23 protein-coding genes are annotated in these 24,146 nt (G+C 57.3%); 12 read left to right on the forward strand and 11 right to left on the reverse strand.

All coding sequences use genetic code 11. The features are described 5' to 3' along the window. Positions 1-50: 50 nt before the first annotated feature. Positions 51-716 carry a 6-phosphogluconate phosphatase gene (gene yieH / locus K5R89_RS19270; protein WP_023291467.1) on the reverse strand — a complete coding sequence of 222 codons (666 nt, stop codon included), beginning with the start codon at positions 714-716 and terminating at the stop codon, positions 51-53. A 169-nt stretch (positions 717-885) separates the two neighbouring features. Here yieH and K5R89_RS19275 point away from each other — a divergent pair, with 169 nt between their 5' ends. Then, a complete protein-coding gene (locus tag K5R89_RS19275) occupies positions 886-2,223 on the forward strand; it encodes an NCS2 family permease (RefSeq protein ID WP_023291466.1) in 1,338 nt (445 codons plus the stop codon). 45 nt (positions 2,224-2,268) lie between these two features. Here the strand turns inward: K5R89_RS19275 and K5R89_RS19280 are convergent, their stop codons facing one another. The 10 genes from K5R89_RS19280 to rpmH form a co-directional block, all read right to left on the reverse strand. Further along, entirely contained in the window at positions 2,269-2,835 is a 567-nt protein-coding gene (locus K5R89_RS19280; protein ID WP_023291465.1) for an NADPH-dependent FMN reductase, read from the reverse strand. 36 nt (positions 2,836-2,871) lie between these two features. Continuing rightward, positions 2,872-3,447, reverse strand: a complete 576-nt coding sequence (locus K5R89_RS19285; protein WP_072096716.1) for a 4'-phosphopantetheinyl transferase superfamily protein — start codon at positions 3,445-3,447, stop codon at positions 2,872-2,874. 309 nt (positions 3,448-3,756) lie between these two features. Then, positions 3,757-4,716, reverse strand: coding sequence for an HTH-type transcriptional regulator YidZ (yidZ, locus tag K5R89_RS19290; protein WP_004202291.1), 960 nt, complete (start codon positions 4,714-4,716; stop codon positions 3,757-3,759). Further along, positions 4,685-5,869, reverse strand: coding sequence for an MFS transporter (locus K5R89_RS19295; RefSeq protein WP_044525103.1), 1,185 nt, complete (start codon positions 5,867-5,869; stop codon positions 4,685-4,687). Before K5R89_RS19295 ends, yidZ begins: the two co-directional genes overlap by 32 nt. A gap of 99 nt (positions 5,870-5,968) precedes the next feature. After that, positions 5,969-6,388: a GNAT family N-acetyltransferase gene (locus K5R89_RS19300; protein WP_101866088.1), complete on the reverse strand. Its 420-nt coding sequence runs from the start codon at positions 6,386-6,388 to the stop codon at positions 5,969-5,971. A gap of 118 nt (positions 6,389-6,506) precedes the next feature. Beyond that, the gene (gene mnmE / locus K5R89_RS19305; protein ID WP_023291461.1) at positions 6,507-7,871 is read right to left on the reverse strand and encodes a tRNA uridine-5-carboxymethylaminomethyl(34) synthesis GTPase MnmE; all 1,365 of its coding nucleotides are present in this window, start codon (positions 7,869-7,871) and stop codon (positions 6,507-6,509) included. A 122-nt stretch (positions 7,872-7,993) separates the two neighbouring features. Next, a complete protein-coding gene (yidC, locus tag K5R89_RS19310) occupies positions 7,994-9,640 on the reverse strand; it encodes a membrane protein insertase YidC (protein ID WP_023291460.1) in 1,647 nt (548 codons plus the stop codon). A 2-nt stretch (positions 9,641-9,642) separates the two neighbouring features. Then, the gene (gene yidD, locus K5R89_RS19315; RefSeq protein ID WP_004151536.1) at positions 9,643-9,900 is read right to left on the reverse strand and encodes a membrane protein insertion efficiency factor YidD; all 258 of its coding nucleotides are present in this window, start codon (positions 9,898-9,900) and stop codon (positions 9,643-9,645) included. After that, the gene (rnpA, locus tag K5R89_RS19320; protein ID WP_004151535.1) at positions 9,864-10,223 is read right to left on the reverse strand and encodes a ribonuclease P protein component; all 360 of its coding nucleotides are present in this window, start codon (positions 10,221-10,223) and stop codon (positions 9,864-9,866) included. Before rnpA ends, yidD begins: the two co-directional genes overlap by 37 nt. Positions 10,224-10,238: 15 nt before the next feature. Continuing rightward, positions 10,239-10,379: a 50S ribosomal protein L34 gene (gene rpmH / locus K5R89_RS19325; RefSeq protein WP_000831330.1), complete on the reverse strand. Its 141-nt coding sequence runs from the start codon at positions 10,377-10,379 to the stop codon at positions 10,239-10,241. Positions 10,380-11,000: 621 nt separating this feature from the next. Between rpmH and dnaA the strand changes: the two genes are divergently transcribed. The 11 genes from dnaA (at position 11,001) to dgoD (ending at position 24,092) form a co-directional block, all read left to right on the forward strand. After that, positions 11,001-12,404 (forward strand): chromosomal replication initiator protein DnaA, encoded by a 1,404-nt coding sequence (dnaA, locus tag K5R89_RS19330; RefSeq protein WP_217259540.1) that lies wholly within the window; start codon positions 11,001-11,003, stop codon positions 12,402-12,404. 4 nt (positions 12,405-12,408) lie between these two features. Beyond that, positions 12,409-13,509, forward strand: a complete 1,101-nt coding sequence (gene dnaN, locus K5R89_RS19335; protein WP_004145090.1) for a DNA polymerase III subunit beta — start codon at positions 12,409-12,411, stop codon at positions 13,507-13,509. 144 nt (positions 13,510-13,653) lie between these two features. Continuing rightward, positions 13,654-14,727 (forward strand): DNA replication/repair protein RecF, encoded by a 1,074-nt coding sequence (gene recF, locus K5R89_RS19340; protein ID WP_023291459.1) that lies wholly within the window; start codon positions 13,654-13,656, stop codon positions 14,725-14,727. Between the two features lie 28 nt (positions 14,728-14,755). Then, entirely contained in the window at positions 14,756-17,170 is a 2,415-nt protein-coding gene (gene gyrB / locus K5R89_RS19345) for a DNA topoisomerase (ATP-hydrolyzing) subunit B (protein WP_004202281.1), read from the forward strand. 200 nt (positions 17,171-17,370) lie between these two features. Further along, complete coding sequence (gene yidA / locus K5R89_RS19350) at positions 17,371-18,183, forward strand: sugar-phosphatase (protein WP_023291455.1); 813 nt, start codon at positions 17,371-17,373, stop codon at positions 18,181-18,183. Between the two features lie 150 nt (positions 18,184-18,333). Next, positions 18,334-19,416: a hypothetical protein gene (locus tag K5R89_RS19355; RefSeq protein ID WP_023291454.1), complete on the forward strand. Its 1,083-nt coding sequence runs from the start codon at positions 18,334-18,336 to the stop codon at positions 19,414-19,416. A gap of 20 nt (positions 19,417-19,436) precedes the next feature. Continuing rightward, positions 19,437-20,552 (forward strand): BamA/TamA family outer membrane protein, encoded by a 1,116-nt coding sequence (locus tag K5R89_RS19360; RefSeq protein ID WP_162543142.1) that lies wholly within the window; start codon positions 19,437-19,439, stop codon positions 20,550-20,552. A gap of 229 nt (positions 20,553-20,781) precedes the next feature. Beyond that, on the forward strand, positions 20,782-21,471 hold the full coding sequence (gene dgoR / locus K5R89_RS19365) for a D-galactonate utilization transcriptional regulator DgoR (protein WP_032454431.1): 690 nt from the start codon (positions 20,782-20,784) through the stop codon (positions 21,469-21,471). Next, a complete protein-coding gene (locus K5R89_RS19370) occupies positions 21,468-22,346 on the forward strand; it encodes a 2-dehydro-3-deoxygalactonokinase (protein ID WP_032454430.1) in 879 nt (292 codons plus the stop codon). Before dgoR ends, K5R89_RS19370 begins: the two co-directional genes overlap by 4 nt. Beyond that, the gene (locus tag K5R89_RS19375; RefSeq protein WP_044525097.1) at positions 22,330-22,947 is read left to right on the forward strand and encodes a 2-dehydro-3-deoxy-6-phosphogalactonate aldolase; all 618 of its coding nucleotides are present in this window, start codon (positions 22,330-22,332) and stop codon (positions 22,945-22,947) included. The genes K5R89_RS19370 and K5R89_RS19375 overlap by 17 nt, the downstream gene beginning before the upstream one ends. Beyond that, positions 22,944-24,092 carry a galactonate dehydratase gene (dgoD, locus tag K5R89_RS19380; RefSeq protein WP_032454428.1) on the forward strand — a complete coding sequence of 383 codons (1,149 nt, stop codon included), beginning with the start codon at positions 22,944-22,946 and terminating at the stop codon, positions 24,090-24,092. The genes K5R89_RS19375 and dgoD overlap by 4 nt, the downstream gene beginning before the upstream one ends. Positions 24,093-24,146 lie beyond the last annotated feature (54 nt).

Here is a 24,146-nt window from a genome sequence, read left to right on the forward strand (position 1 = left end):
AGAACATAGCGCTACCTGCCAACCGTCGCCCGGCTGGGCGACGCCGGGGGCTAGCGAGTGATATCCCAACCGCGCGCTTTCCACAATGCCGGAAGCGCAGCCAGATCGGTAAAGGTCGTCACGTTGGGATGATCGATGGGCGGGTTGTGCGGATCGGCGCAGAAGTAGAACACCTCCATGCCGGCGGCTATTCCCGATTGTGCACCTGCCCTGGAATCATCAACCAGAATACAGTTCTCAACGTTAACGCTCATCGCCTTTGCGGCATGGAACATCAGCGCCGGATCGGGTTTCCAGCGCTGAATATCGTAGCCGCTGTACAACCGGTCAGCGAAATGGTGCAGCAGGCCGGTGCGGCCGAGAGAGTGTTGCATCTTACTGACCGGGCCATTGGAAACCACGCACATCGGGACGCTTACCGCATCCAGCAGCGCCTGGGCTCCGGCAATCACCTCCAGTTCGCTATCAAACAGGCGGGCGACTTCCGCACGGTAAATCGGCTCCAGAGTGGCCTTTTGCAGGTTAACGCCATGCTCGGCGTTGATGGTGTCGATTATTTCGTACAGCTTTACGCCTTTGAAGCGCTTAAAAATCTCTGCCAGCTCCAGCGTAATGCCAAATTCCTGGAACATATGCACGTAGGCGCGGGAGCAAATCACCTCGCTGTCGACCAGCGTGCCGTCACAGTCAAAAAATACTGCTTCTGGTTGAGTCATAGCCATTCCATATTAACAAGTTTAACGTTTTCGTCATGTCCAATACCGCGACGCAATCGTTGCCGTATAAGCAAAATAAATGAAAAAAATTACCATACAACCGCGCCTGGTGCTGTAATTTGGTATAGGATAGCGTCGAATTTTCCCTCCTTACGTTCGGAAACCGATAATGAGTCAACAACAAACCAGCCAGTCTTCTGGCCAGGGTCTGCTGGAGCGCGTATTTAAACTGCGCGAGCACGGCACCACGGTGCGCACGGAAGCCATCGCCGGTTTCACCACGTTCCTGACGATGGTGTATATCGTTTTTGTTAACCCACAAATTCTTGGCGTAGCGGGCATGGATACCAGCGCCGTGTTTGTGACCACCTGTCTGATTGCCGCTTTCGGCAGTATCCTGATGGGGCTGTTCGCGAACCTGCCGGTCGCCCTGGCGCCGGCGATGGGCCTGAACGCCTTTTTCGCCTTTGTGGTGGTGCAGGCGATGGGCCTGCCGTGGCAGGTCGGGATGGGCGCGATTTTCTGGGGCGCCGTCGGCCTGCTGCTGCTGACGATCTTCCGCGTACGCTACTGGATGATCGCCAATATTCCGCTGAGCCTGCGCGTGGGCATCACCAGCGGTATCGGTCTGTTTATCGGTATGATGGGCCTGAAGAACGCCGGGGTTATCGTCGCAAACCCGGAAACGCTGGTCAGCATTGGTCATCTGACCTCCCACAGCGTGCTGCTGGGCGTGCTGGGCTTCTTTATCATCGCAATTCTGGCGTCGCGCAACATTCATGCCGCGGTTCTGGTCTCTATCGTGGTGACCACCCTGCTGGGCTGGATGCTGGGTGATGTACACTACACCGGTATCGTCTCGGCGCCGCCGAGCGTGACTTCGGTGATCGGTCATGTCGATCTGGCGGGCTCCCTGAATCTGGGCCTGGCCGGTGTGATCTTCTCCTTTATGCTGGTCAACCTGTTTGACTCCTCCGGGACGCTGATCGGCGTGACGGATAAAGCGGGTCTGGCGGACGCCAACGGTAAATTCCCGCGCATGAAGCAGGCGCTGTTTGTCGATAGCGTCTCGTCGGTGGCAGGCTCCTTCATCGGCACCTCGTCGGTAACAGCGTATATCGAATCCTCCTCCGGCGTTTCCGTAGGCGGGCGCACCGGCCTGACCGCCGTGGTCGTCGGTATCCTGTTCCTGCTGGTTATCTTCCTCTCTCCGCTGGCGGGGATGGTTCCGGCCTATGCGGCAGCCGGCGCGCTGATTTACGTCGGCGTGCTGATGACCTCAAGCCTGGCGCGCGTGAAGTGGGATGACCTGACGGAAGCGGTACCGGCGTTTATCACCGCGGTGATGATGCCGTTTAGCTTCTCGATCACCGAAGGCATTGCCCTGGGCTTTATCTCCTACTGCGTGATGAAAATTGGCACCGGCCGTCTGCGCGACCTCAGCCCTTGCGTCATTATCGTCTCGCTGCTGTTTGTGCTGAAGATTGTCTTTATCGATGCACATTAATCCGCACGTATGATGAAAAAGCCCGGCATCGCTGCCGGGCTTTTTTTATGCTTTAACCCGCTGAATATAGTCGCCAAAGGCAGTCAGCTGGCCGCGCAGATGGTCGAGGGTGCTCTGATCGACCACTTCACCCGACTGCGGATCCACTTTGTTCTGGATCACGCCGCCCATAAATTCCGGTTTATTCATCACCATCGCATCGAGGAACACCAGAATCTGCCGCAGATGATACTGGCAGCGCGCGCCGCCGATGGCGCCCATAGAGCTGGTTTGAATCAGCACCGGCTTGCCGGACAGCGGCTGCTCGGGCAGACGTGAAAGCCAGTCGATGGCGTTTTTCAGGCCGCCAGGCACGGAATAGTTATACTCGGGGGTGACAATCACCACGCCATCCGCCTCGCGGATCTGCTGCGCAATCTCCTGCACGCTCTGCGGGAATCCCTCTTCCTCCTGAATATCAGCATCGTACAGCGGAATATCGCCGATCGACGGCAGCGCGGAGATGTGCATGCCCGCCGGCGCGATGCCGGGCAGGGTACGCGCGACCATTCCATTAAACGACCCTTTACGCAGGCTGCCGAGTAACGTAACCACTTTCAAGGTATCTGACATGATTGCTCCTTTGGATCATGATGCCGGCAAGACCGGTCAATTGAGGGATAAGGTTTTTTCCGTGGGCAGACTGGTAAAGCGCATCAGGCGGGCTGAGGGTTCGCGTGCGCGGCGCTGAGCGTCCGCCAGGCTGTGCCAGTCGCCTCCCTTAGCATCATACTCCCAGACCTTCAGCGGGCCGATATTCGGGGTAGCGGCAATCGACCACACCAGCAGCGATTCGGCGTCACAGACGGCTTCGATCGGCAGGCTGCCGGCGGTACGCAGGCGGCCGGAGCCAGGCAGCAGCTGCAGCTGCGTTGATGTCTCACCGGTCAGCTTCAGCACGCTGCGGCGCAGCGCCACCAGCTGGCTGCGCGCTTCGTCCGGGTCATGCTGAATGTTAATCCACAGATTCTCATTGTTACTGAAATTTTGCCGGTCGGCGTCGTGGCTGCGAACGGCGCGCTGCAGCTCCATGTCGAGGCCGCAATCCCCCTCGGTGGTCAGCGCCACGCCAACGATATTGCCAGTATAAGAGATAGAGAAGCGGGGAAGGTGACGATCGCTAAAAACCGGTCTGCCATTGGCTTCGTTAACGATTTCAGGCAGCTCGCTGATGCCGTAAAGCATAAACAGCAGTTCGGCGAGCAGCGACCGCGAAGCGCGAAAGCGGGCTTGCCGGTATTCAGGGAGCCGACGTGCGGATTGATGACAGGCCGCTGACAAACGTGTCGATAGCGGCTCCCCGGTACTGAGTATCCCTCGTGCAAAATGCGTTGCCATACGTCGCTCCGTGAGTAATGGTCTGAATAAAACGGCGGGCGCTATTATCGCCTGGTATTAACAGGTTTTAATGCCGAAATCCCCCCTTGAAAAGGGAATTTGTTTGAATTTTACAAATTCTTGCGCAAATAAGGTGCTATGGGCACGAAACAAGGCTTACAGCGTACCGGAATAGAGCGCTTTCAGCGTATCTCTAAGCCAGACAAGCTTCGGGTTGTAGCTGTTGCGTTTATGCCATAGCAAGGTGAAGGGGACGCGAAGCTTTTCCAGATGCTGCGGCTCCAGCGGCAGCGGTCGGGAGACCAGGGGGAGCTGGTGCTGCTGATTATAGTGCTGGCAGTAGCGCGGCGCGGTGGCCAGCATGGTGTGCTGCGGCTGGGCCGCCATAAAGAGGGATTGCTCAAACCCCGGCACGGTCAGCGCCACGTTACGTTTATGCCCCAGCTCCTGCAGCACGTCGTCCAGCGCCCAGGTATCGCGTTGTTCCCAGCAGATGGTGATATGCGGATAGCGTAAGAATGCCGCCAGATCCCACTCCTCCCTGAGCGCCGGATGATCGGCGCGCAGCCAGACCTGCGGCAGGTCGGTGAACAGCACATCAAAATCGATATACCACGGCAGCAGGCTTAGCAGCTCCCGCGACTGCGGATGGCTTTCGCGCCCGCAGAAGCCGATATCCACCTCGCCGCGAATGATGGCGTCCAGGGAGTCGTAGTCCCAGTTGCGCAAACGAATCAATGCCTGCGGATAGCGCTGATAGATGCGCTGGGAGAGGGTGTTAAACAGGATCATCAGCAGCGGCGTTTCCGCCGCCAGCTCGAACTTGAGGCCGCTCGGCATGGTGTGGTGCGGTTTATCGAGGATCTGGTTGCCCATCTGCATCCAGTCCGCCAGATCCTGCTCCATGCTGCTGACCAGCGGCGTGGGCGCCAGGCCCAACGGCGTTTTGACAAACAGCGGATCGTCAAACCAGGCGCGCAGTTTGGCCAGCGATTTGCTCACCGCCGAGGGCGAAACGTTCATCCGCTTCGCCGTACGGGTAACGCTGAGCTCCTGGGTCAGGAGCTGCAGGCAGAGGAGTAAATTAAGATCGAGACTCGAAAGCGGCTTCTTCATCGTGTTGCGCAACCCGCGGCGGGGTGGCGACCAGTAGCAGAACAAGACTCACTATGCTACAGGCAATGAGTATCCCGATCAGCATATTCATTGCGCTGAGTCCGATGATAGCGGCGAGCCAAATCCACAGCGACGAACCGCACACCTGCGCGATGCCGAGGACCGAGCTGGCGACACCGGCGCGCAGCGTGAATGGCCCCAGGGCCTGGCTCATCGCGACGCCGAAGCCGACGGAGAAGCCGGCGCAAATCATGCCCAGCCCGACCAGGGTGACGGCCTGGTGGGTGGCGAGGCTCAGCGCCACGCCAGCCGCCAGAAACAGCAGCTGCGAGGTTATCATCAGGGTGCGCGGTTTAAACAGCGACAGGGCGAACGGCGTCGAGAAGGAGACCGCCATGCTGACCATCGCCATCAGCGCCATCGTCATGGAATAGGTGCCGCGATCGAACCCCATCTCCTCCATCATCAGTACCGGCGAGACGTTCACGTAGGTGAGGATCGCCGTTACGCTGAGGGTGGTGATGAGAATGCGGCTGAGGAAAAAGCGATTCAACAGCGATTCGTCCGCGCCATGCTGCGGCATAGCCGTCTGCGGAGGCGCCGTCGGACGCGTCTCGCGCAGGATAAATACCGCCAGTAAACCCACCGTTACCCCCATGCCGATCATGGTGTAGAACAGACTCTGCCACGGGTATTTCAGCATGATCAGGTGGCCGAGCACCGGCGCCAGAACGGGGATGATGCAGGTAATGCCGTTGAGCAACGACAGCACTTTGGCCCGCCGACGGTCGTCCAGCGTATCGCGCAAAATAGCGAAAGCCACCACGTAGCAGCAGCCGGCGCCGATCCCCTGGATAAAGCGTCCGGTAAGGAAGTGGCTGCTGGTGTGCGCCTGCGCGCAGAGCAGGGAGGCGATAACAAAGATCGCCGCGCCCACAATGGCGACAGGCTTGCGCCCCGAGCGGTCGGCGATACGGCCAGCAAACAGCATCGCGGAGGCCATTCCGGCCAGATAGACCGAGAAGGCGATATGTAATTGCGCCTCGCTGGCTCCCAGATCCTGAGCAATACGCGGCAGGCCGACGAGATACATATCGATGCCGGAGGGATAGAGCAGAACCAGGGCAAAGCTGCAGAGAAGAAAGCGTGTCATGAGATCCTCGCGATGTGAATGGCGTTCAGCATAGTGAGATACGCTCCGCAAGACGAGTTGCCATTTGGACAACGCTATTTTCCTGGCAGGAAACGCGAACTAGCGGCCCCGGCGTCGCCAGACGCGGGCCATCCCTTCGCTTTCCGGCCGAACGCTTTCGAAGCCAAACTTCGCGTACAGCTCCGGAACATCCGCCACCAGCGTAACGTAGGCGCCGTCAAAGGCGTTCGCATCCAGCCAGGCGACCAGTTTCTCCATCACCAGCCGGCCAAGGCCCTTCCCCTGGTGAGCCGGATCGACGGCGACGTCGACAATGTCGAAATTAATCGCGCCGTCGCCGACGATGCGCCCCATGGCGATCGGCGTCTCCTGCCAGAGGATATGTACGCCATAACAGCTTTGCGGCAGCCCGGCTCTGGCGCCTTCTACGGGGCGCGGCGACATGCCCGCTACCAGCCGCAGGTGGCAAAACGCTTCGGCGGAGGGTACCTTCTCGATCACGGTATATTCAACGGTCATGCTTTAGTCTCGTGGTTAGGGGGAGATAAAAGTAGAGAACGTTGCGCCGCAAAGGGCAAGAAAAAACCCGCATTAACGCGGCGCTAATGCGGGTGAGTGAACGTTTACGGACTAAACGTTATTTGCCGATACAGAAGCTGGAGAAGATGCGGCCCAGCAGGTCGTCGGAGGTGAACTCCCCGGTGATCTCGCTCAGCGCCTGCTGCGCGAGACGCAGCTCTTCCGCCAGCAGCTCGCCGGCCCAGGCGCCCAGCAGCTGGGCTTTGCCCTGCTGCAGATGGTTCGCCGCCTCTTCCAGCGCCTGCAGATGGCGACGGCGGGCGAGGAAGCCGCCTTCCATATTGGTATCGAAGCCCATGCTCTGCTTGAGGTGATTACGCAGCACCTCGACGCCTTCGCCGGTGCGTGCCGACAGGCGGATCAGTGAGTGGCCATTTACTTCGCTGATACCCAGCGCTTCGCCGGTAACATCGGCTTTATTGCGCACCACGGTAATCGGCAGTTTAGCGGGCAGGCGCTCGATAAAATCTGGCCAGATCTCCGCCGGGTCAACGGCGCTGGTGGTGGTGCCATCGACCATAAACAGCACCCGGTCAGCCTGCGCAATCTCCTGCCAGGCGCGCTCGATGCCGATACGCTCCACTTCGTCATTGGCGTCGCGCAGGCCCGCGGTATCAATGATATGCAGGGGCATGCCGTCGATATGGATATGCTCGCGCAGCACATCGCGGGTGGTGCCCGCAATGTCGGTGACGATCGCCGCTTCGCGGCCCGCCAGGGCGTTCAGCAGGCTTGATTTACCGGCATTTGGCCGCCCGGCGATCACCACTTTCATCCCTTCGCGCAGCAGACTGCCCTGACGGGCTTCGGCGCGGACGGCGTCGAGGTCGACCATCACCTCGTTCAGCTGGGCTTCAATTTTGCCGTCGGAGAGGAAATCAATTTCTTCATCCGGAAAATCAATCGCCGCTTCCACGTAGATGCGCAGGTGAGTGAGCGCTTCCACAAGGTGGTTCACCCGCGCGGAGAACGCCCCCTGCAGCGAGTTCAGCGCCGAGCGCGCCGCCTGTTCTGAGCTGGCGTCGATAAGATCGGCGATGGCCTCTGCCTGCGCCAGGTCGAGCTTGTCGTTAAGGAACGCGCGCTCGGAGAATTCGCCCGGTCTGGCGATGCGCAGGCCCGGCAGGGTCAGAATACGTTTGAGCAGCAGGTCGAGAATGACCGGGCCGCCGTGGCCCTGCAGCTCAAGCACATCTTCCCCGGTAAAGGAGTTCGGCCCGGGGAACCACAGCGCAATCCCCTGATCCAGCGGCGTACCGTCAACGTCGTTGAACGGCAGGTAGTCGGCATAGCGCGGCTTCGGCAGCTTGCCGAGTACCGCCTGCGCGACGTCGCGCGCTTTGAGGCCGGAGATACGCAGGATGCCCACACCCCCGCGTCCCGGTGGGGTTGCCTGGGCGACGATAGTGTCGTTATGGCTCATGGTGACTCTCTATGTAGATGTAAAAAAGGCGGTCCATTGACCGCCTTCTCTGGCATTAACGTTACCGTAACTACTCTAAATTATCCAAGTCGCAGATGCGTTGGCTTGAAGAATGAAGAGTATCAGGATTTCTTCTTCTCGCGGCTATGCAGGCCACGCTTCTCCAGACCACGGTAAATCAGCTGCTGCTGGATAATGGTCACCAGGTTGCTGACGATGTAGTACACCACCAGGCCAGACGGGAACCACAGGAAGAACACCGTGAAGATGACCGGCATAAAGGTCATGATCTTCTGCTGCATCGGGTCGGTCACGGTGGTCGGCGACATCTTCTGGATGAAGAACATCGTCGCGCCCATGATGATCGGCAGGATGTAGTACGGGTCTTGCGCAGACAGATCGTGGATCCACAGGATAAACGGCGCATGACGCAGTTCTACCGAGGCGCTCAGCATGTAGTACAGCGCAAGGAAGATCGGCATCTGGATAATCAGCGGGAAGCAGCCGCCCAGCGGGTTCACTTTTTCCGCTTTATACAGCGCCATCATCTCCTGGCTTTGACGTTGTTTATCGTCGCCCAGACGCTCGCGCATGGCCTGAATTTTCGGCTGCAGCATACGCATCTTCGCCATGGAGGTGTACTGCGCTTTGGTCAGCGGGTACATGATGCCACGAACGATAAAGGTGATGACGATAATCGAGAAGCCCCAGTTGCCGAGGAAGCCGTGGATGAATTTCAGCAGCTTGAACAGCGGTTGGGAGATGAACCACAGCCAGCCGTAGTCGACGGTCAGATCCAGGTGCGGCGCGACGGCAGCCATTTTGTCCTGAATCGCCGGGCCGACCCACAGCGTGCTCTGCAGTTTGTCGGTTTGACCAGGCTGCACCAGTACCGGCTGAGATTTATAGCCGATAGCGACAATGCCGTTGCCGAGGTTGGCGGTGTAGAAGTTATTCGTCCCGTTATTCTGCGGCACCCACGCGGTGGTGAAGTACTGCTGCAGCATGGCAACCCAACCGTTTTTGGTGCTGACGTTCAGGTTTTCATTGTCCAGGATGGTATCGAATTTGTATTTTTCGTATTTCGAATCCGCGGTGGAGAACGCTGCGCCACGGAAAGTATGCATCGTGGACAGGCCGCCGGTCTGCGTATCGCGACTGGACGGCAGCGCGGCGGTCTGCTTCAGCTGACCGAAGGTCGAGACTTCCAGCGGTTTCTCGCTGGCGTTCTGCACGCTATAACCCACGTTCACCGCATAATCACCGCGTTTCAGGGTGAAGGTCTTGGTGAAGACGTTGCCGGCTTTGTCGGTATAGGTCAGCGGAATAACGATTTCGTTCTGGCCATCAGCCAGTACATACGCATCTTTATCAGCGTTATACAGCGGACGCGGGCCGTTAGCCGGGTTATCCGGGCCGTCACGACCGGTTAAGCCGCTCTGCGCCTGGTAGATAAACTGTGGCGTAGTTTCCAGTAACTGGAACGGTTCAGTCGATTTCAGCGCTTTCGGGTAAGCCGGAAGCAGCGCTTGCTCAACATCACCACCGCGGGTGTTGATGGTCAGATCAAGCACATCAGTTTTAACCGTAATCAGTTTCCCCTGGCCACTGGCCGGTACGCCCTGGTCGGCGGCGCTACCCGCTGCTGTGGTCGTAGTCTGCGTGGTCTGCTGCTGGGGTTGCGGATTTTTGTCCTGCTCCCAGGCTTGCCAGATCATGAAAGACACGAACAACAAAGCGATGATAAGAAGATTGCGTTGCGAATCCATCGTTAGTGTTCTCTGGTATCAAATGGTCCAGGCGGGACGGGATCGTCACCACCAGGGTGTAAAGGGTGGCATTTTAATACGCGTTTCATCGTCAACCAACTGCCTTTTATCACTCCAAACCTGCGTAAGGCCTCAATTCCGTATTGAGAACAGGTTGGGGTGAAACGGCAATGCGGCCCGAGTAGCGGACTAATCAGGCGCTGATAAACTCGAATCAGGCCGATCAGGACCCGCGAGCCAGGCGACAATGGCGGCGCCATAATTTTTCCAACGCTTCCGAGAGAGCACGGTTATCGAGGTCGGCAACCCCTCTTTTCGCCACCACCACGAAATCCATTGGCGGGAGTTCATGTTGACGCAAACGAAAACTTTCACGCGTCAGACGTTTAATCCGATTGCGTTCATGTGCGCGTTTCACGTTTTTCTTGGCGACGGTGAGACCGATGCGGGGATGCCCCAGCGAATTCAGGCGGCCGAGGATGGTGATTTGCGGCGTGCCAGCCCGTTGTGGCTGCTGGAAGACGAAAGTGAAATGACTGGGAGTTAACAAGCGTAACTCCCTGGGAAATGCGAGCTTAACCACGCAGGGTTAGCTTTATTACTTGGAAACGGTCAGACGAGCGCGGCCTTTAGCACGACGACGTGCCAGAACCTGACGACCATTTTTAGTAGCCATACGAGCACGGAAGCCGTGAGAACGGTTGCGCTTCAGTACAGACGGTTGAAAAGTGCGTTTCATGGCGATTTCTACCTAAACTTGAATAAATTCACTGACTTTTGCGTAGACCCGAACGAACTTCGAACGACTTACGCCTCAGCGTGGGTGATTAAAGAGGCCGGATTGTAATAATTGTACACTCCGGAGTCAATTCTCTTTCCTTATTTCTCGCACCTCGTCGCACAAAAAATAAGCTGAGACGCGTGACGAAAACGGGCATTACGCGCCGGGTGGGGGATTATACGGCCTGGCCAGTAAAGCGCAAGGATCCTGAAGGATCTTTGTTAGATCGTTTCCGCCCAAAAGCGGCATAGCTCATTAATTTTTCCAATATGCGGCGGAAATCGTGCTTCACTCCTCCCAGGATCGATTACACTTACCCGGTTTCGATCCTTCCTGTGGATAAATCGGGAAGAATCTGTTGAGAAACACAAGATCTCTTTCTCAGTTTAGGCTATGATCCCCGGTCCCGATCGCGATCCCCGGATCCGCAGCGGGAAATAACCGCAGATAGCGGTTCGCACGTCACCCCTTTTGTGCAGGGGCTTTTCGGCTAATGCAGGGTCTTGTCGACGTGTGCCAACAATCACGATTGTTTCAGTTTTTCTTTGATATCGATTTTATGTTCGAGTGGAGTCCGCCGTGTCACTTTCGCTTTGGCAGCAGTGTCTTGCCCGATTGCAGGATGAGTTACCAGCCACAGAATTCAGCATGTGGATCCGCCCATTGCAGGCGGAACTGAGCGATAACACGCTGGCACTGTATGCGCCAAATCGTTTTGTGCTCGACTGGGTAAGGGACAAATACCTCAATAATATCAATGGACTCCTCAATGATTTTTGCGGTGCGGACGCCCCGCAGCTGCGTTTTGAGGTGGGAACTAAGCCCGCCAGCTCGCTGCAGAAAGGGGCGGTAAGCCCGGCCGCAGCGACTATCCCGGCGGCGCAGGTGCAGACCGCGCGCGTGGCGCCGACGATCGTGCGCCCTGGCTGGGATAATGTCCCGGCGCCGGCGGAGCCGACCTACCGTTCTAACGTTAACGTGAAACACACGTTTGATAACTTCGTCGAAGGTAAATCTAACCAGCTGGCCCGCGCGGCGGCGCGTCAGGTGGCGGATAACCCGGGCGGCGCCTATAACCCCCTGTTCCTCTACGGCGGAACGGGTCTGGGTAAAACCCACCTGCTGCACGCGGTGGGGAACGGTATCGTGGCGCGTAAACCGAACGCCAAAGTGGTCTATATGCACTCGGAGCGTTTCGTTCAGGACATGGTTAAAGCGCTGCAGAACAACGCCATCGAAGAGTTTAAGCGCTACTACCGATCCGTTGACGCCCTGCTGATCGATGACATTCAGTTCTTCGCTAATAAAGAGCGATCCCAGGAAGAGTTTTTCCACACCTTCAATGCCTTGCTGGAAGGTAATCAGCAGATCATTTTGACTTCGGATCGTTATCCCAAAGAGATCAACGGCGTTGAAGATCGTCTGAAATCCCGCTTCGGCTGGGGGCTGACGGTGGCGATCGAGCCGCCGGAGCTGGAAACCCGCGTCGCGATCCTGATGAAAAAAGCCGATGAGAACGACATCCGCCTGCCGGGCGAAGTGGCGTTCTTTATTGCCAAGCGCCTGCGCTCAAACGTGCGTGAACTGGAGGGGGCGCTGAACCGCGTTATCGCCAACGCCAACTTCACCGGCCGGGCGATCACTATCGATTTCGTGCGCGAAGCGCTGCGCGATCTGCTGGCGCTGCAGGAAAAACTGGTCACCATCGACAATATTCAAAAGACGGTGGCGGAGTACTACAAGATTAAGGTAGCGGACCTGCTGTCCAAACGCCGCTCCCGTTCGGTGGCGCGTCCTCGCCAGATGGCGATGGCGCTGGCCAAAGAGCTGACCAACCACAGCCTGCCGGAAATCGGCGATGCGTTTGGCGGCCGCGACCATACCACCGTGCTGCACGCCTGCCGCAAGATTGAGCAGCTGCGTGAAGAAAGCCACGACATTAAAGAAGATTTTTCCAATTTAATCAGAACATTATCCTCGTGACGCTATGAAATTTACCGTAGAACGTGAACATTTATTAAAACCGCTGCAACAGGTGAGCGGTCCGTTAGGTGGTCGTCCGACGCTGCCCATTCTCGGTAACCTGCTGCTTCAGGTCGCGGACGGCGCGCTGTCGCTGACCGGTACCGATCTTGAAATGGAGATGGTGGCGCGCGTGGCGCTGGTTCAGCCGCACGAAGCGGGCGCCACCACCGTTCCGGCGCGTAAATTCTTTGATATCTGCCGCGGCCTGCCGGAAGGCGCGGAGATCGCGGTGCAGCTGGAAGGCGATCGCATGCTGGTGCGTTCCGGCCGCAGCCGCTTCTCGCTGTCGACCCTGCCCGCTGCCGACTTCCCGAATCTTGACGACTGGCAGAGTGAGGTGGAATTTACCCTGCCGCAGGCGACCATGAAGCGTCTGATCGAAGCGACGCAGTTCTCGATGGCGCACCAGGATGTTCGTTACTACTTAAACGGTATGCTGTTCGAAACCGAAGGCAGCGAACTGCGCACCGTCGCTACCGACGGTCACCGGCTGGCGGTCTGTTCGATGCCGCTGGAAGCGTCGCTGCCGAACCATTCGGTGATCGTGCCGCGTAAAGGGGTGATTGAGCTGATGCGGATGCTCGACGGCGGTGATACGCCGCTGCGCGTGCAGATCGGCAGCAATAATATCCGCGCCCATGTCGGCGATTTTATCTTCACTTCGAAGCTGGTTGATGGCCGTTTCCCGGATTATCGCCGCGTACTGCCGAAAAATCCGGATAAACACCTCGAAGCGGGCTGCGATATTCTGAAGCAGGCCTTTGCCCGCGCGGCGATTCTCTCCAATGAGAAATTCCGCGGCGTGCGGCTGTACGTTAGCGAAAATCAGCTGAAAATCACCGCCAATAACCCGGAGCAGGAAGAAGCGGAAGAGATTCTGGACGTGACCTACGCCGGCACGGAGATGGAGATTGGCTTCAACGTTAGCTACGTGCTGGATGTGCTGAACGCGCTGAAGTGCGAGAATGTGCGCATTCTGCTGACGGATTCGGTGTCGAGCGTGCAGATTGAGGATGCGGCTTCACAAAGCGCAGCCTATGTTGTCATGCCTATGCGCTTATAGAAAATATCGGGCTATCTTACTTGCCATTTTCAACCTGGGCTGTGCTCGTCCCTGTCACGTACTTCGTGTACGCTCCAGGGTCTGCGCGCAGTCCGCGTTGAAACTGGCTGCGCCGATTACGCCCTGGCCCGAAGAAACCCAGATATGTCACTGACGCGCTTACTTATCAAAGATTTCCGCAATATTGAACATGCGGATCTCGCTTTATCTCCCGGCTTTAACTTCCTGGTTGGCGCGAACGGCAGCGGCAAAACCAGCGTGCTGGAAGCCATCTACACGCTTGGCCATGGCCGGGCGTTTCGCAGTTTGCAAATTGGCCGGGTGATCCGCCACGAGCAGGAGGCCTTTGTTCTGCATGGCCGTCTGCAGGGCGAAGAGCGGGAAACCGCCATCGGCCTGACCAAAGACAAACAGGGCGACAGCAAGGTGCGTATCGACGGCACCGACGGCCACAAAGTGGCGGAGCTGGCGCACCTGATGCCGATGCAGCTGATTACGCCGGAGGGGTTTACTTTACTCAACGGCGGCCCCAAATACAGAAGAGCATTTCTTGACTGGGGATGCTTTCATAACGAAGCCGGATTCTTCACCGCCTGGAGCAACCTGAAGCGCCTGGTCAAGCAGCGCAACGCCGCGCTGCGTCAGGTCAGCCGTTATGCCCAGCTGCGGCCATGGGATCTGGAATTAATCCCGCTGGCGGAGCAGATCAGCCGCTGGCGTGCCGAATACAGCGCCGCTATCGTCGAAGACATGGCGGATACCTGTCAGCAATTTTTACCGGAATTCTCGCTCTCTTTCTCCTTCCAGCGCGGCTGGGAAAAAGAGACCGACTACGCTGAAGTGCTGGAGCGGAATTTCGAGCGTGACAGAATGTTAACCTATACCGCCCACGGCCCGCATAAAGCGGATTTCCGTATTCGCGCCGACGGGGCGCCGGTGGAAGATACCTTATCGCGCGGGCAGCTTAAGCTGCTGATGTGCGCCCTGCGTCTGGCGCAGGGCGAGTTCCTCACCCGCGTCAGCGGGCGGCGCTGCCTGTACCTGATAGATGATTTTGCCTCGGAACTCGATGATGCCCGCCGCGGTCTGTTATCCAGTCGCCTGAAAGCGACGCAGTCGCAGGTTTTCGTCAGCGCCATCAGCGCTGAGCACGTTATGGACATGTCGGACAAAAATTCGAAGATGTTCCGCGTGGAAAAAGGTAAAATAACGGATTAACCCAAGATTAAATGAGCGAGAAACGTTGATGTCGAATTCTTATGACTCCTCCAGTATCAAAGTCCTGAAAGGGCTGGATGCGGTGCGTAAGCGCCCGGGTATGTATATCGGCGACACGGATGACGGCACCGGTCTGCACCACATGGTATTCGAGGTTGTGGATAACGCTATCGACGAAGCGCTCGCGGGTTACTGCAAAGATATCGTGGTGACCATCCACAGCGATAACTCCGTCTCCGTCCAGGATGACGGCCGCGGCATCCCGACCGGCATTCACCCGGAAGAGGGCGTCTCCGCAGCGGAAGTTATCATGACCGTCCTGCACGCTGGCGGTAAATTCGATGATAACTCCTATAAAGTCTCCGGCGGTCTGCACGGCGTAGGCGTCTCGGTGGTTAACGCCCTGTCGCAGAAGCTGGAGCTGGTTATCCAGCGCGATAACAAAGTGCACAAGCAGATGTATGAGCACGGTGTGCCGCAGGCGCCGCTGGCCGTGACCGGCGAGACCGACAAAACCGGCACCATGGTGCGTTTCTGGCCGAGCCTGGAAACCTTCACCAACGTCACCGAGTTTGAATACGATATCCTGGCGAAACGCCTGCGCGAACTGTCGTTCCTGAACTCCGGAGTCTCTATCCGCCTGCGCGATAAGCGCGACGGCAAAGAAGATCATTTCCACTACGAAGGCGGCATCAAGGCGTTCGTTGAGTATCTCAACAAGAACAAAACGCCGATCCACCCGAATATCTTCTATTTCTCTACTGAAAAAGACGGTATCGGCGTGGAAGTGGCCCTGCAGTGGAACGACGGCTTCCAGGAAAACATTTACTGCTTTACCAACAACATTCCGCAGCGTGACGGGGGGACTCACCTTGCCGGCTTCCGCGCGGCGATGACCCGTACCCTCAACGCCTACATGGACAAAGAGGGCTACAGCAAAAAAGCGAAAGTCAGCGCCACCGGCGACGACGCCCGTGAAGGCCTGATTGCCGTGGTATCGGTGAAAGTGCCGGATCCGAAATTCTCCTCGCAGACCAAAGACAAGCTGGTCTCCTCCGAGGTGAAATCGGCGGTTGAGCAGCAGATGAACGAACTGCTGAGCGAATACCTGCTGGAAAATCCGTCCGATGCGAAAATCGTGGTCGGCAAAATTATTGACGCCGCGCGCGCGCGCGAAGCCGCGCGTCGTGCCCGTGAGATGACCCGCCGTAAAGGCGCGCTGGATCTGGCTGGCCTGCCGGGCAAACTGGCGGACTGCCAGGAACGCGACCCGGCGCTCTCCGAACTGTACCTGGTGGAAGGGGACTCCGCGGGCGGCTCTGCGAAGCAGGGGCGTAACCGCAAGAATCAGGCGATCCTGCCGCTGAAGGGCAAAATCCTCAACGTTGAGAAAGCCCGCTTCGACAAGATGCTCTCTTCCCAGGAAGTGGCCACGCTGATCACCGCTCTGGGCTGCGGCATCGGCCGCGATGAGTACAACCCGGACAAACTGCGCTATCACAGCATCATCATCATGACCGATGCGGACGTCGACGGCTCGCACATTCGTACCCTGCTGTTGACCTTCTTCTATCGTCAGATGCCGGAGATCGTCGAGCGCGGCCATGTCTATATTGCTCAGCCGCCGCTGTACAAAGTGAAGAAAGGCAAGCAGGAACAGTATATTAAAGACGACGAAGCGATGGATCAGTATCAGATTGCCATCGCCCTCGACGGCGCCACCCTGCATACCAACGCCAATGCGCCAGCGCTGGCGGGCGAACCGCTGGAAAAACTGGTTGCTGAGTTTAACGCCACCCAGAAAATGATTGGCCGCATGGAGCGCCGCTTCCCGAAAGCGCTGCTGAAAGAGCTTATCTATCAGCCGACCCTGACCGAGGCCGATCTGGCGGACGAACAGAAGGTGACCCGCTGGGTGAACACACTGGTCTCCGAGCTGAATGAGAAAGAGCAGCACGGCAGCCAGTGGAAATTTGATCTCCATGAGAACAAAGAGCTGCAGCATTTTGAACCGGTTATTCGCGTTCGTACCCACGGCGTGGATACCGACTATCCGCTGGATAATGAGTTCATTATGGGGCCGGAATATCGCCGTATCTGTACCCTGGGCGAGAAACTGCGCGGCCTGATGGAAGAAGATGCTTACATCGAGCGCGGCGAACGCCGTCAGCCGGTAGCCAGCTTTGAGCAGGCTCTGGACTGGCTGGTGAAAGAGTCCCGTCGCGGCCTCTCTATCCAGCGCTATAAAGGTCTGGGCGAGATGAACCCGGATCAGCTGTGGGAGACCACCATGGATCCGGACAGCCGCCGTATGCTGCGCGTGACCGTCAAGGACGCGATTGCCGCCGACCAGCTGTTCACTACCCTGATGGGTGATGCCGTTGAACCGCGTCGCGCGTTTATCGAAGAGAACGCCCTGAAAGCGGCGAATATCGATATCTAAGCCGTGTGTTCCCCCGGCGCGAGTTTGACCGGGGTAACGGAATGTCTGAGCCCGGTCGCATAGCGCGACCGGGCTTTTCTTTGCCAGTAAAAGGGGAATCCTCTGCTGCGGTTCCATCCCCCTTTCTGGCCGACACTTTTACTGTTTTTTGAGCGGAATCGCGTTAGCATGAGGGAAGACTCATCTTACCCGGGGATCCTATGGCTATTAAACTGATTGCAATTGATATGGACGGCACGCTGCTGCTGCCCGATCACACTATCTCTCCCGCCGTTAAAAACGCCATTGCCGCCGCCCGTGAAAAAGGGGTGAACGTGGTGCTGACCACTGGCCGCCCTTACGCGGGTGTCCACAGCTATCTGAAAGAGCTGCATATGGAGCAGCCGGGTGATTACTGCATCACCTACAATGGCGCGCTGGTGCAGAAAGCCGGGGACGGCAGCACCGTCGCACAAACCGCGCTGAGCTATGACGACTATCGCTTCCTCGAACAGCTCTCCCGCGAAGTCGGCTCCCACTTCCACGCGCTCGATCGCAATACGCTGTATACCGCGAATCGCGATATCAGCTACTACACCGTGCATGAATCCTATGTGGCGACCATCCCGCTGGTGTTCTGCGAAGCGGAAAAGATGGACCCTGAGATCCAGCTGCTGAAGGTAATGATGATCGATGAGCCGGCGATCCTCGACAAGGCCATCGCCCGTATCCCGGCGGAAGTGAAAGAAAAGTACACCGTGCTGAAAAGCGCGCCTTACTTCCTCGAAATACTGGATAAACGCGTCAATAAAGGCACCGGCGTGAAGTCGCTGGCCGATGCGCTGGGTATCAAACCGGAAGAGATTATGGCGATTGGCGATCAGGAAAATGATATCGCGATGATTGAATTTGCCGGCGTCGGCGTGGCGATGGATAACGCCATTCCGGCGGTCAAAGAAGCGGCGAACTTCATTACCAAATCGAACCTCGATGATGGCGTCGCCTTCGCTATTGAAAAATACGTTTTAGCGTAAGCTTCCTTCAGGTCCGGCGTTCGTCGGGCCTGTCTTCTCTTTTTTCATGAACAGATGTTAATCCGCATTTAAATCCCTTATTCCGCACAGGGGATTCTATAAGCTACCCGCCCTCTTTTTTTGCAATTCAGAACTAACATCAGATTTTTCATGAATAAACGCCATTATTTGATGTTGGTTACGCTGCCATTCGCCTCTGTTCAGATTTGCGCGGCCGCGGAACCAACAACGCCGCTTGAGCCAGCGTATGCCTATCACGGCGCCGAGCCCGCGGATCTGCCGGCGCCAGAAAGTCGCCAGCCTGCGGCGACAGCATCGTCTTCGCTACTCCCTTTGCTAGGCGACGAGGCCAGAAAGCGTGGCTACGTCCTGCCGCTGCCGTTTGGCGTCAGCATTAACTATATGGATATGCGGCAGAATATTAATGTCGACAGCATTAGCTTCACCGGCCTGTCGCTGGACGGCCGCAATATCGATTGCGGTAAGGATCCTGTTTGCAAACGCGCCGTGAAGCACATTTTCGGAAATGGGCCGGTCTCGCTGGACAACGCCTTCCAGATTGGCGTCGGTAATACGCGGGAAAGCAGCAAAACCGAGACGCTCAAGCTGGATGCCTGGCTGCTGCCGTTTATGAATGTTTATGGTCTCGTCGGACACACCGAGGGGCACTCCATTTCGCAGATTGCCGTCGGGCTGAAGGGGCCGAACGGCAAAGTGGTGCCGATGCCGGGGATGCAGGACCTCGACTTTCGCCTCGATTTTAAAGGCACCACCTATGGGATGGGCACCACGCTGGTGGGCGGCATCGGCAACTGGTTTACCGTACTGGACGCTAACTACACCCAGACGCGCTTTGATATCCTCGACGGCAGCATCGATGCGTTTACCTTTTCGCCTCGCGTAGGCTATCGTTTCAATACGCCATCGGTCGATGCGCTACATCTCCCGGCCGGAAAGCTGAATCTATGGGTCGGCAGCATGTATCAGGACGTGCAGCAAGAGTTTAAGGGTAGCCTTAACGATCTCTCGATGCCGTCGCCGATGCTGCAAAACATGGTCAACCTGGCCAACCAGGACAATCATGGCCGCTTTGATGTGAAACAGCATCTGCAGTCGCCGTGGAACGTGCTGGTGGGAGCGCAGTATGAGCTGACGCAGAATTTTAATATCACCACGGAGTTTGGTTTTGCCGAGCGTAACAGCTTCTTTATCTCAGGCGAGTATCGCTTTTGAGCCGACCGCTTAACCCTGTTCTGTTGCTTCTGACATGGGCGCTATGCGCGCCGGTCCAGGCGCAGGCCATCAGCCGCGAGCAAATCGACGGCTGGCTGCAGCATCTCGGCGCCAGCGATGAATTCGACGCCAGCAAAGGCATTGACTGGGGCGTGATGCCCGGTCCGTTCTATACGCCGGAGCTGGGGCTGGGCATCGGCACTGCCGTCGTCGGTCTCTACCGTCCCGATCCGCAGGATACCACCAGCCAGAATTCCACGCTGACGCTCAGCGGCTACGCCAGCTCCACCGGCGCCTTCGGCCTTAGCGTGAAAAACTACGCTTTTTTTGACCACGACCGATGGCGAATTTTTGTTGATGGATCGATGGCCAACACCCCGACGTATTTCTGGGGACAAGGCTTTCATGCCGGTGATAAAGACAACGAAAAAGAGAAATATACCGCCCAGGTGCTGACCCTGCGCCCGACGGTCTACCGGCAGCTTATCGACAATGTTTATCTCGGCGCCGGATGGTCGCTGGCGGCGCAGAATGCCGATGAGATGGACCATAACGATCTGCCGAAAATTGAAAATACCCCGCAGGGGCCGTCGGTATTCAGCTCGGGCGCCAGCGTCGCGCTCAACTGGGACGATCGCGACTTCGTCCCCAATCCGCGCCGGGGTCAGTATGCCAACTTCCGTTACACCCACTATGCGCCCGGCTTAGGCAGCGATACCCGCTTTGACGAATTTCAGCTGCACTATAGCCATTATCATGCCCTCAGCGAGAAGAGCGTCCTCGCCTGGGAGGCCGATGGCGCTTTCACCCAGGGCGATGTGCCGTGGAGCATGATGCCCCTGCTGGGCAGCGATGAGCGGATGCGCGGCTACTATCAGGGGCGTTATCGCGATAAAAACGTCGTTAGCAGCCAACTGGAATACCGCCGGCAGCTCACCTGGCGACACGGGATTGTGGCCTGGGCCGGGGCGGGAACCATGGGGCCATCCATGGATTCCCTGAATGACGGACGCTGGCTGCCTTCGGCGGGCGTCGGCTACCGCTTTGAATTCAAACCTCGCGTTAACGTTCGCCTCGACTACGGTATCGGCAAAGGCAGCAGCGGCTTTTACTTCCAGGTCGGCGAAGCGTTTTAACGCGTCCTCCCCTTCTTTTTCTCTCTTATCGCCTCTTGCCAGAGCTGCTGCGTTTTAATTTTCATGGATTGTTCTTTTTGTGATCCAAATTGTAGTACAACACAATAATATTGTACTACAGTACACTCATGTTGATAACGTACAGCATCACGTTAGTAGTACAAACATGAGGCGAAATTCAGCAGCGACGGTAAAGTAGAGCAGTACACATAGAGCACAAGGACTCTCCATGACTCTCAATAAGACCGATCGCATTGTGATCTCGCTGGGCAGACAAATCGTCAGCGGTAAATACGTTCCCGGTTCGGCGCTTCCGGCCGAAGCGGAACTCTGTGAGGAGTTTGAAACCTCGCGCAACATCATCCGCGAAGTGTTTCGTTCCCTGATGGCGAAGCGGCTGATTGAAATGAAGCGCTATCGCGGCGCGTTTGTCGCCTCCAGAAACCAGTGGAACTACCTCGATACCGAGGTGCTGCAGTGGGTACTGGAAAATGACTATGACCCGCGTCTTATCAGCGCCATGAGTGAAGTGCGCAACCTGGTTGAACCCGCCATCGCACGTTGGGCGGCGGAACGCGCCACCTCAAGCGATCTGGCGGAAATCGAGTCGGCGCTGAATGACATGATTGCTAATAACCAAAACCGGGATGCCTTTAACGAAGCGGATATTCGCTACCACGAGGCGGTGCTGCAGTCAGTACATAATCCGGTTTTGCAGCAGCTTAGCGTGGCGATCAGTTCGCTGCAGCGGGCGGTATTTGAACGGACCTGGATGGGCGATGAAGGCAACATGCCGAAAACGCTCCAGGAACATAAAGCGCTATTTGACGCCATTCGGCATCAGGATAGCGACGCGGCAGAGCAGGCGGCGTTGACGATGATCGCCAGCTCGACACGAAGGCTCAAGGAAATCACATGACGGCTCGCTACATCGCAATAGATTGGGGATCGACGAATTTACGCGCCTGGCTGTACCAGGGCGAAGAATGCCTGGAAAGCAGGCAATCTGAAGCAGGCGTAACGCGCCTGAATGGTCGATCTCCCGCTGCGGTGTTAGCGGAAATCACACAATACTGGCGCGATGGCGCCACACCGGTGGTGATGGCAGGTATGGTCGGTAGCAACGTGGGCTGGAAAATTGCCCCTTATTTGCCGCTTCCTGCCGCTTTCTCGGATATTGGCCAGCAGTTAACTGCCGTTGGCGACAATATCTGGATAATTCCCGGCCTTTGCGTTTCCCGTGACGATAACCATAACGTCATGCGCGGGGAAGAAACGCAACTGCTGGGCGCACGCGCCTTAGCCCCTTCGTCTGTCTATGTGATGCCAGGAACCCACTGCAAATGGGTACTGGCCGATCGCCTGCAAATTCACGATTTTCGTACCGTTTTGACCGGTGAGTTGCATCATCTGTTGCTTCAGCACTCGCTGGTGGGCGCCGGCTTGCCGCCGCAGGAAACGTCCGCCGACGCATTCGCGGCCGGTCTGCAGCGCGGTATCAACAACCCCGCCGTCCTGCCGCAGCTGTTTGAAGTGCGCGCTTCGCACGTGCTGGGCGCGTTGCCTCGCGAGCAGGTTAGCGAATTTCTTTCCGGCCTGCTGATTGGCGCTGAAGTTGCCACCCTCAGCGCCACGTTCGCCGGAGAGCAGGCGATTACCCTCGTCGCCGGGTCATCGTTAACGTCCCGCTATCAGCAGGCATTCCGCGCCATTGGCCGCGAAGTCACTGCGGTTGCGGGCGATACGGCATTTCAGACAGGAATAAGGAGCATCGCTTATGCAGTGGCAAACTAACCTTCCGCTTATCGCTATTCTGCGCGGTATTACGCCAGACGAGGCGCTGGCTCACGTTGGCGCCGTTATCGACGCCGGTTTCGACGCGGTCGAAATCCCGCTGAACTCGCCGCAGTGGGAGAAAAGTATTCCGCAGGTCGTCGACGCTTACGGCGAGCAGGCGCTTATCGGCGCGGGCACCGTGCTACAACCGGAGCAGGTCGATCGGCTGGCGGCCATGGGCTGTCGGCTGATTGTGACGCCAAACATTCAACCGGAAGTGATCCGGCGAGCGGTGGGTTACGGCATGACCGTATGTCCAGGCTGCGCCACCGCCAGCGAAGCTTTCAGCGCGCTCGATGCCGGCGCGCAGGCGCTGAAAATTTTCCCGTCATCGGCTTTTGGCCCGGATTACATCAAAGCGTTGAAAGCCGTGCTGCCGCCCGAGGTTCCGGTCTTTGCCGTCGGCGGCGTGACGCCGGAAAACCTGGCGCAGTGGATTAAAGCCGGCTGTGTGGGGGCTGGGCTGGGGAGCGATCTCTATCGTGCCGGCCAGTCGGTTGAACGTACCGCGCAGCAGGCAGCCGCATTCGTAAAAGCGTATCGAGAGGCAGTGAAATGAAAATAACCAATATCACCACGTACCGTTTACCTCCGCGTTGGATGTTCCTGAAGATTGAAACCGATGAAGGCATCGTCGGCTGGGGCGAACCGGTGATTGAAGGGCGCGCCCGAACGGTGGAAGCCGCCGTTCATGAATTTGGCGATTATCTGATTGGTCAGGATCCGGCGCGGATTAATGACCTGTGGCAGGTGATGTACCGCGGCGGCTTTTATCGCGGCGGTCCGATTATGATGAGCGCCATCGCCGGTATTGACCAGGCGTTATGGGATATTAAAGGTAAGGTCCTGAATGCCCCGGTCTGGCAACTGATGGGCGGGCTGGTGCGCGACAAAATTAAAGCCTACAGCTGGGTGGGCGGCGACCGCCCCGCCGAAGTGATTGACGGGATTAAGAAGCTGCGCGGCATTGGTTTCGATACCTTTAAATTAAACGGCTGCGAAGAGATGGGCATCATTGATAATTCCCGCGCGGTTGATGCGGCGGTGAATACCGTGGCGCAAATCCGCGAAGCGTTTGGCAATGAAATTGAGTTTGGCCTCGATTTTCATGGTCGGGTAAGCGCGCCGATGGCCAAAGTATTAATTAAAGAGCTGGAACCGTATCGCCCATTATTTATTGAGGAGCCGGTATTAGCCGAGCAGGCGGAATATTATCCGCGGCTGGCGGCGCAAACCCATATTCCTATTGCCGCCGGCGAACGTATGTTTTCGCGTTTTGAATTTAAACGGGTCCTTGAAGCGGGCGGGGTGGCTATTTTACAACCCGATCTGTCGCACGCAGGCGGTATTACCGAATGCTATAAAATTGCCGGCATGGCGGAAGCCTATGACGTTGGGCTGGCGCCACACTGTCCGCTGGGGCCGATCGCACTGGCAGCCTGTCTGCACGTTGATTTCGTTTCGCATAACGCGGTCTTCCAGGAGCAGAGCATGGGGATCCACTACAACAAAGGCGCCGAACTGCTTGATTTTGTGAAAAACAAAGAAGATTTCAATATGGAAGGCGGCTTCTTTAAACCATTGACGAAGCCGGGGCTGGGCGTGGAAATTGATGAGGCCCGCGTGATTGAGTTAAGTAAAAACGCGCCGGACTGGCGAAACCCGTTGTGGCGGTATGAGGATGGCTCTGTCGCCGAATGGTAAATGCGCGTCATACTGCGCGCTGGTGATGCGTTGGCTGCATTTTCTTACCCTGGT

The sequence above is a fragment of the Klebsiella sp. TF21-TM genome (assembly GCF_019753495.1).
In the GTDB taxonomy this organism is placed as follows: domain Bacteria; phylum Pseudomonadota; class Gammaproteobacteria; order Enterobacterales; family Enterobacteriaceae; genus Klebsiella; species Klebsiella quasipneumoniae.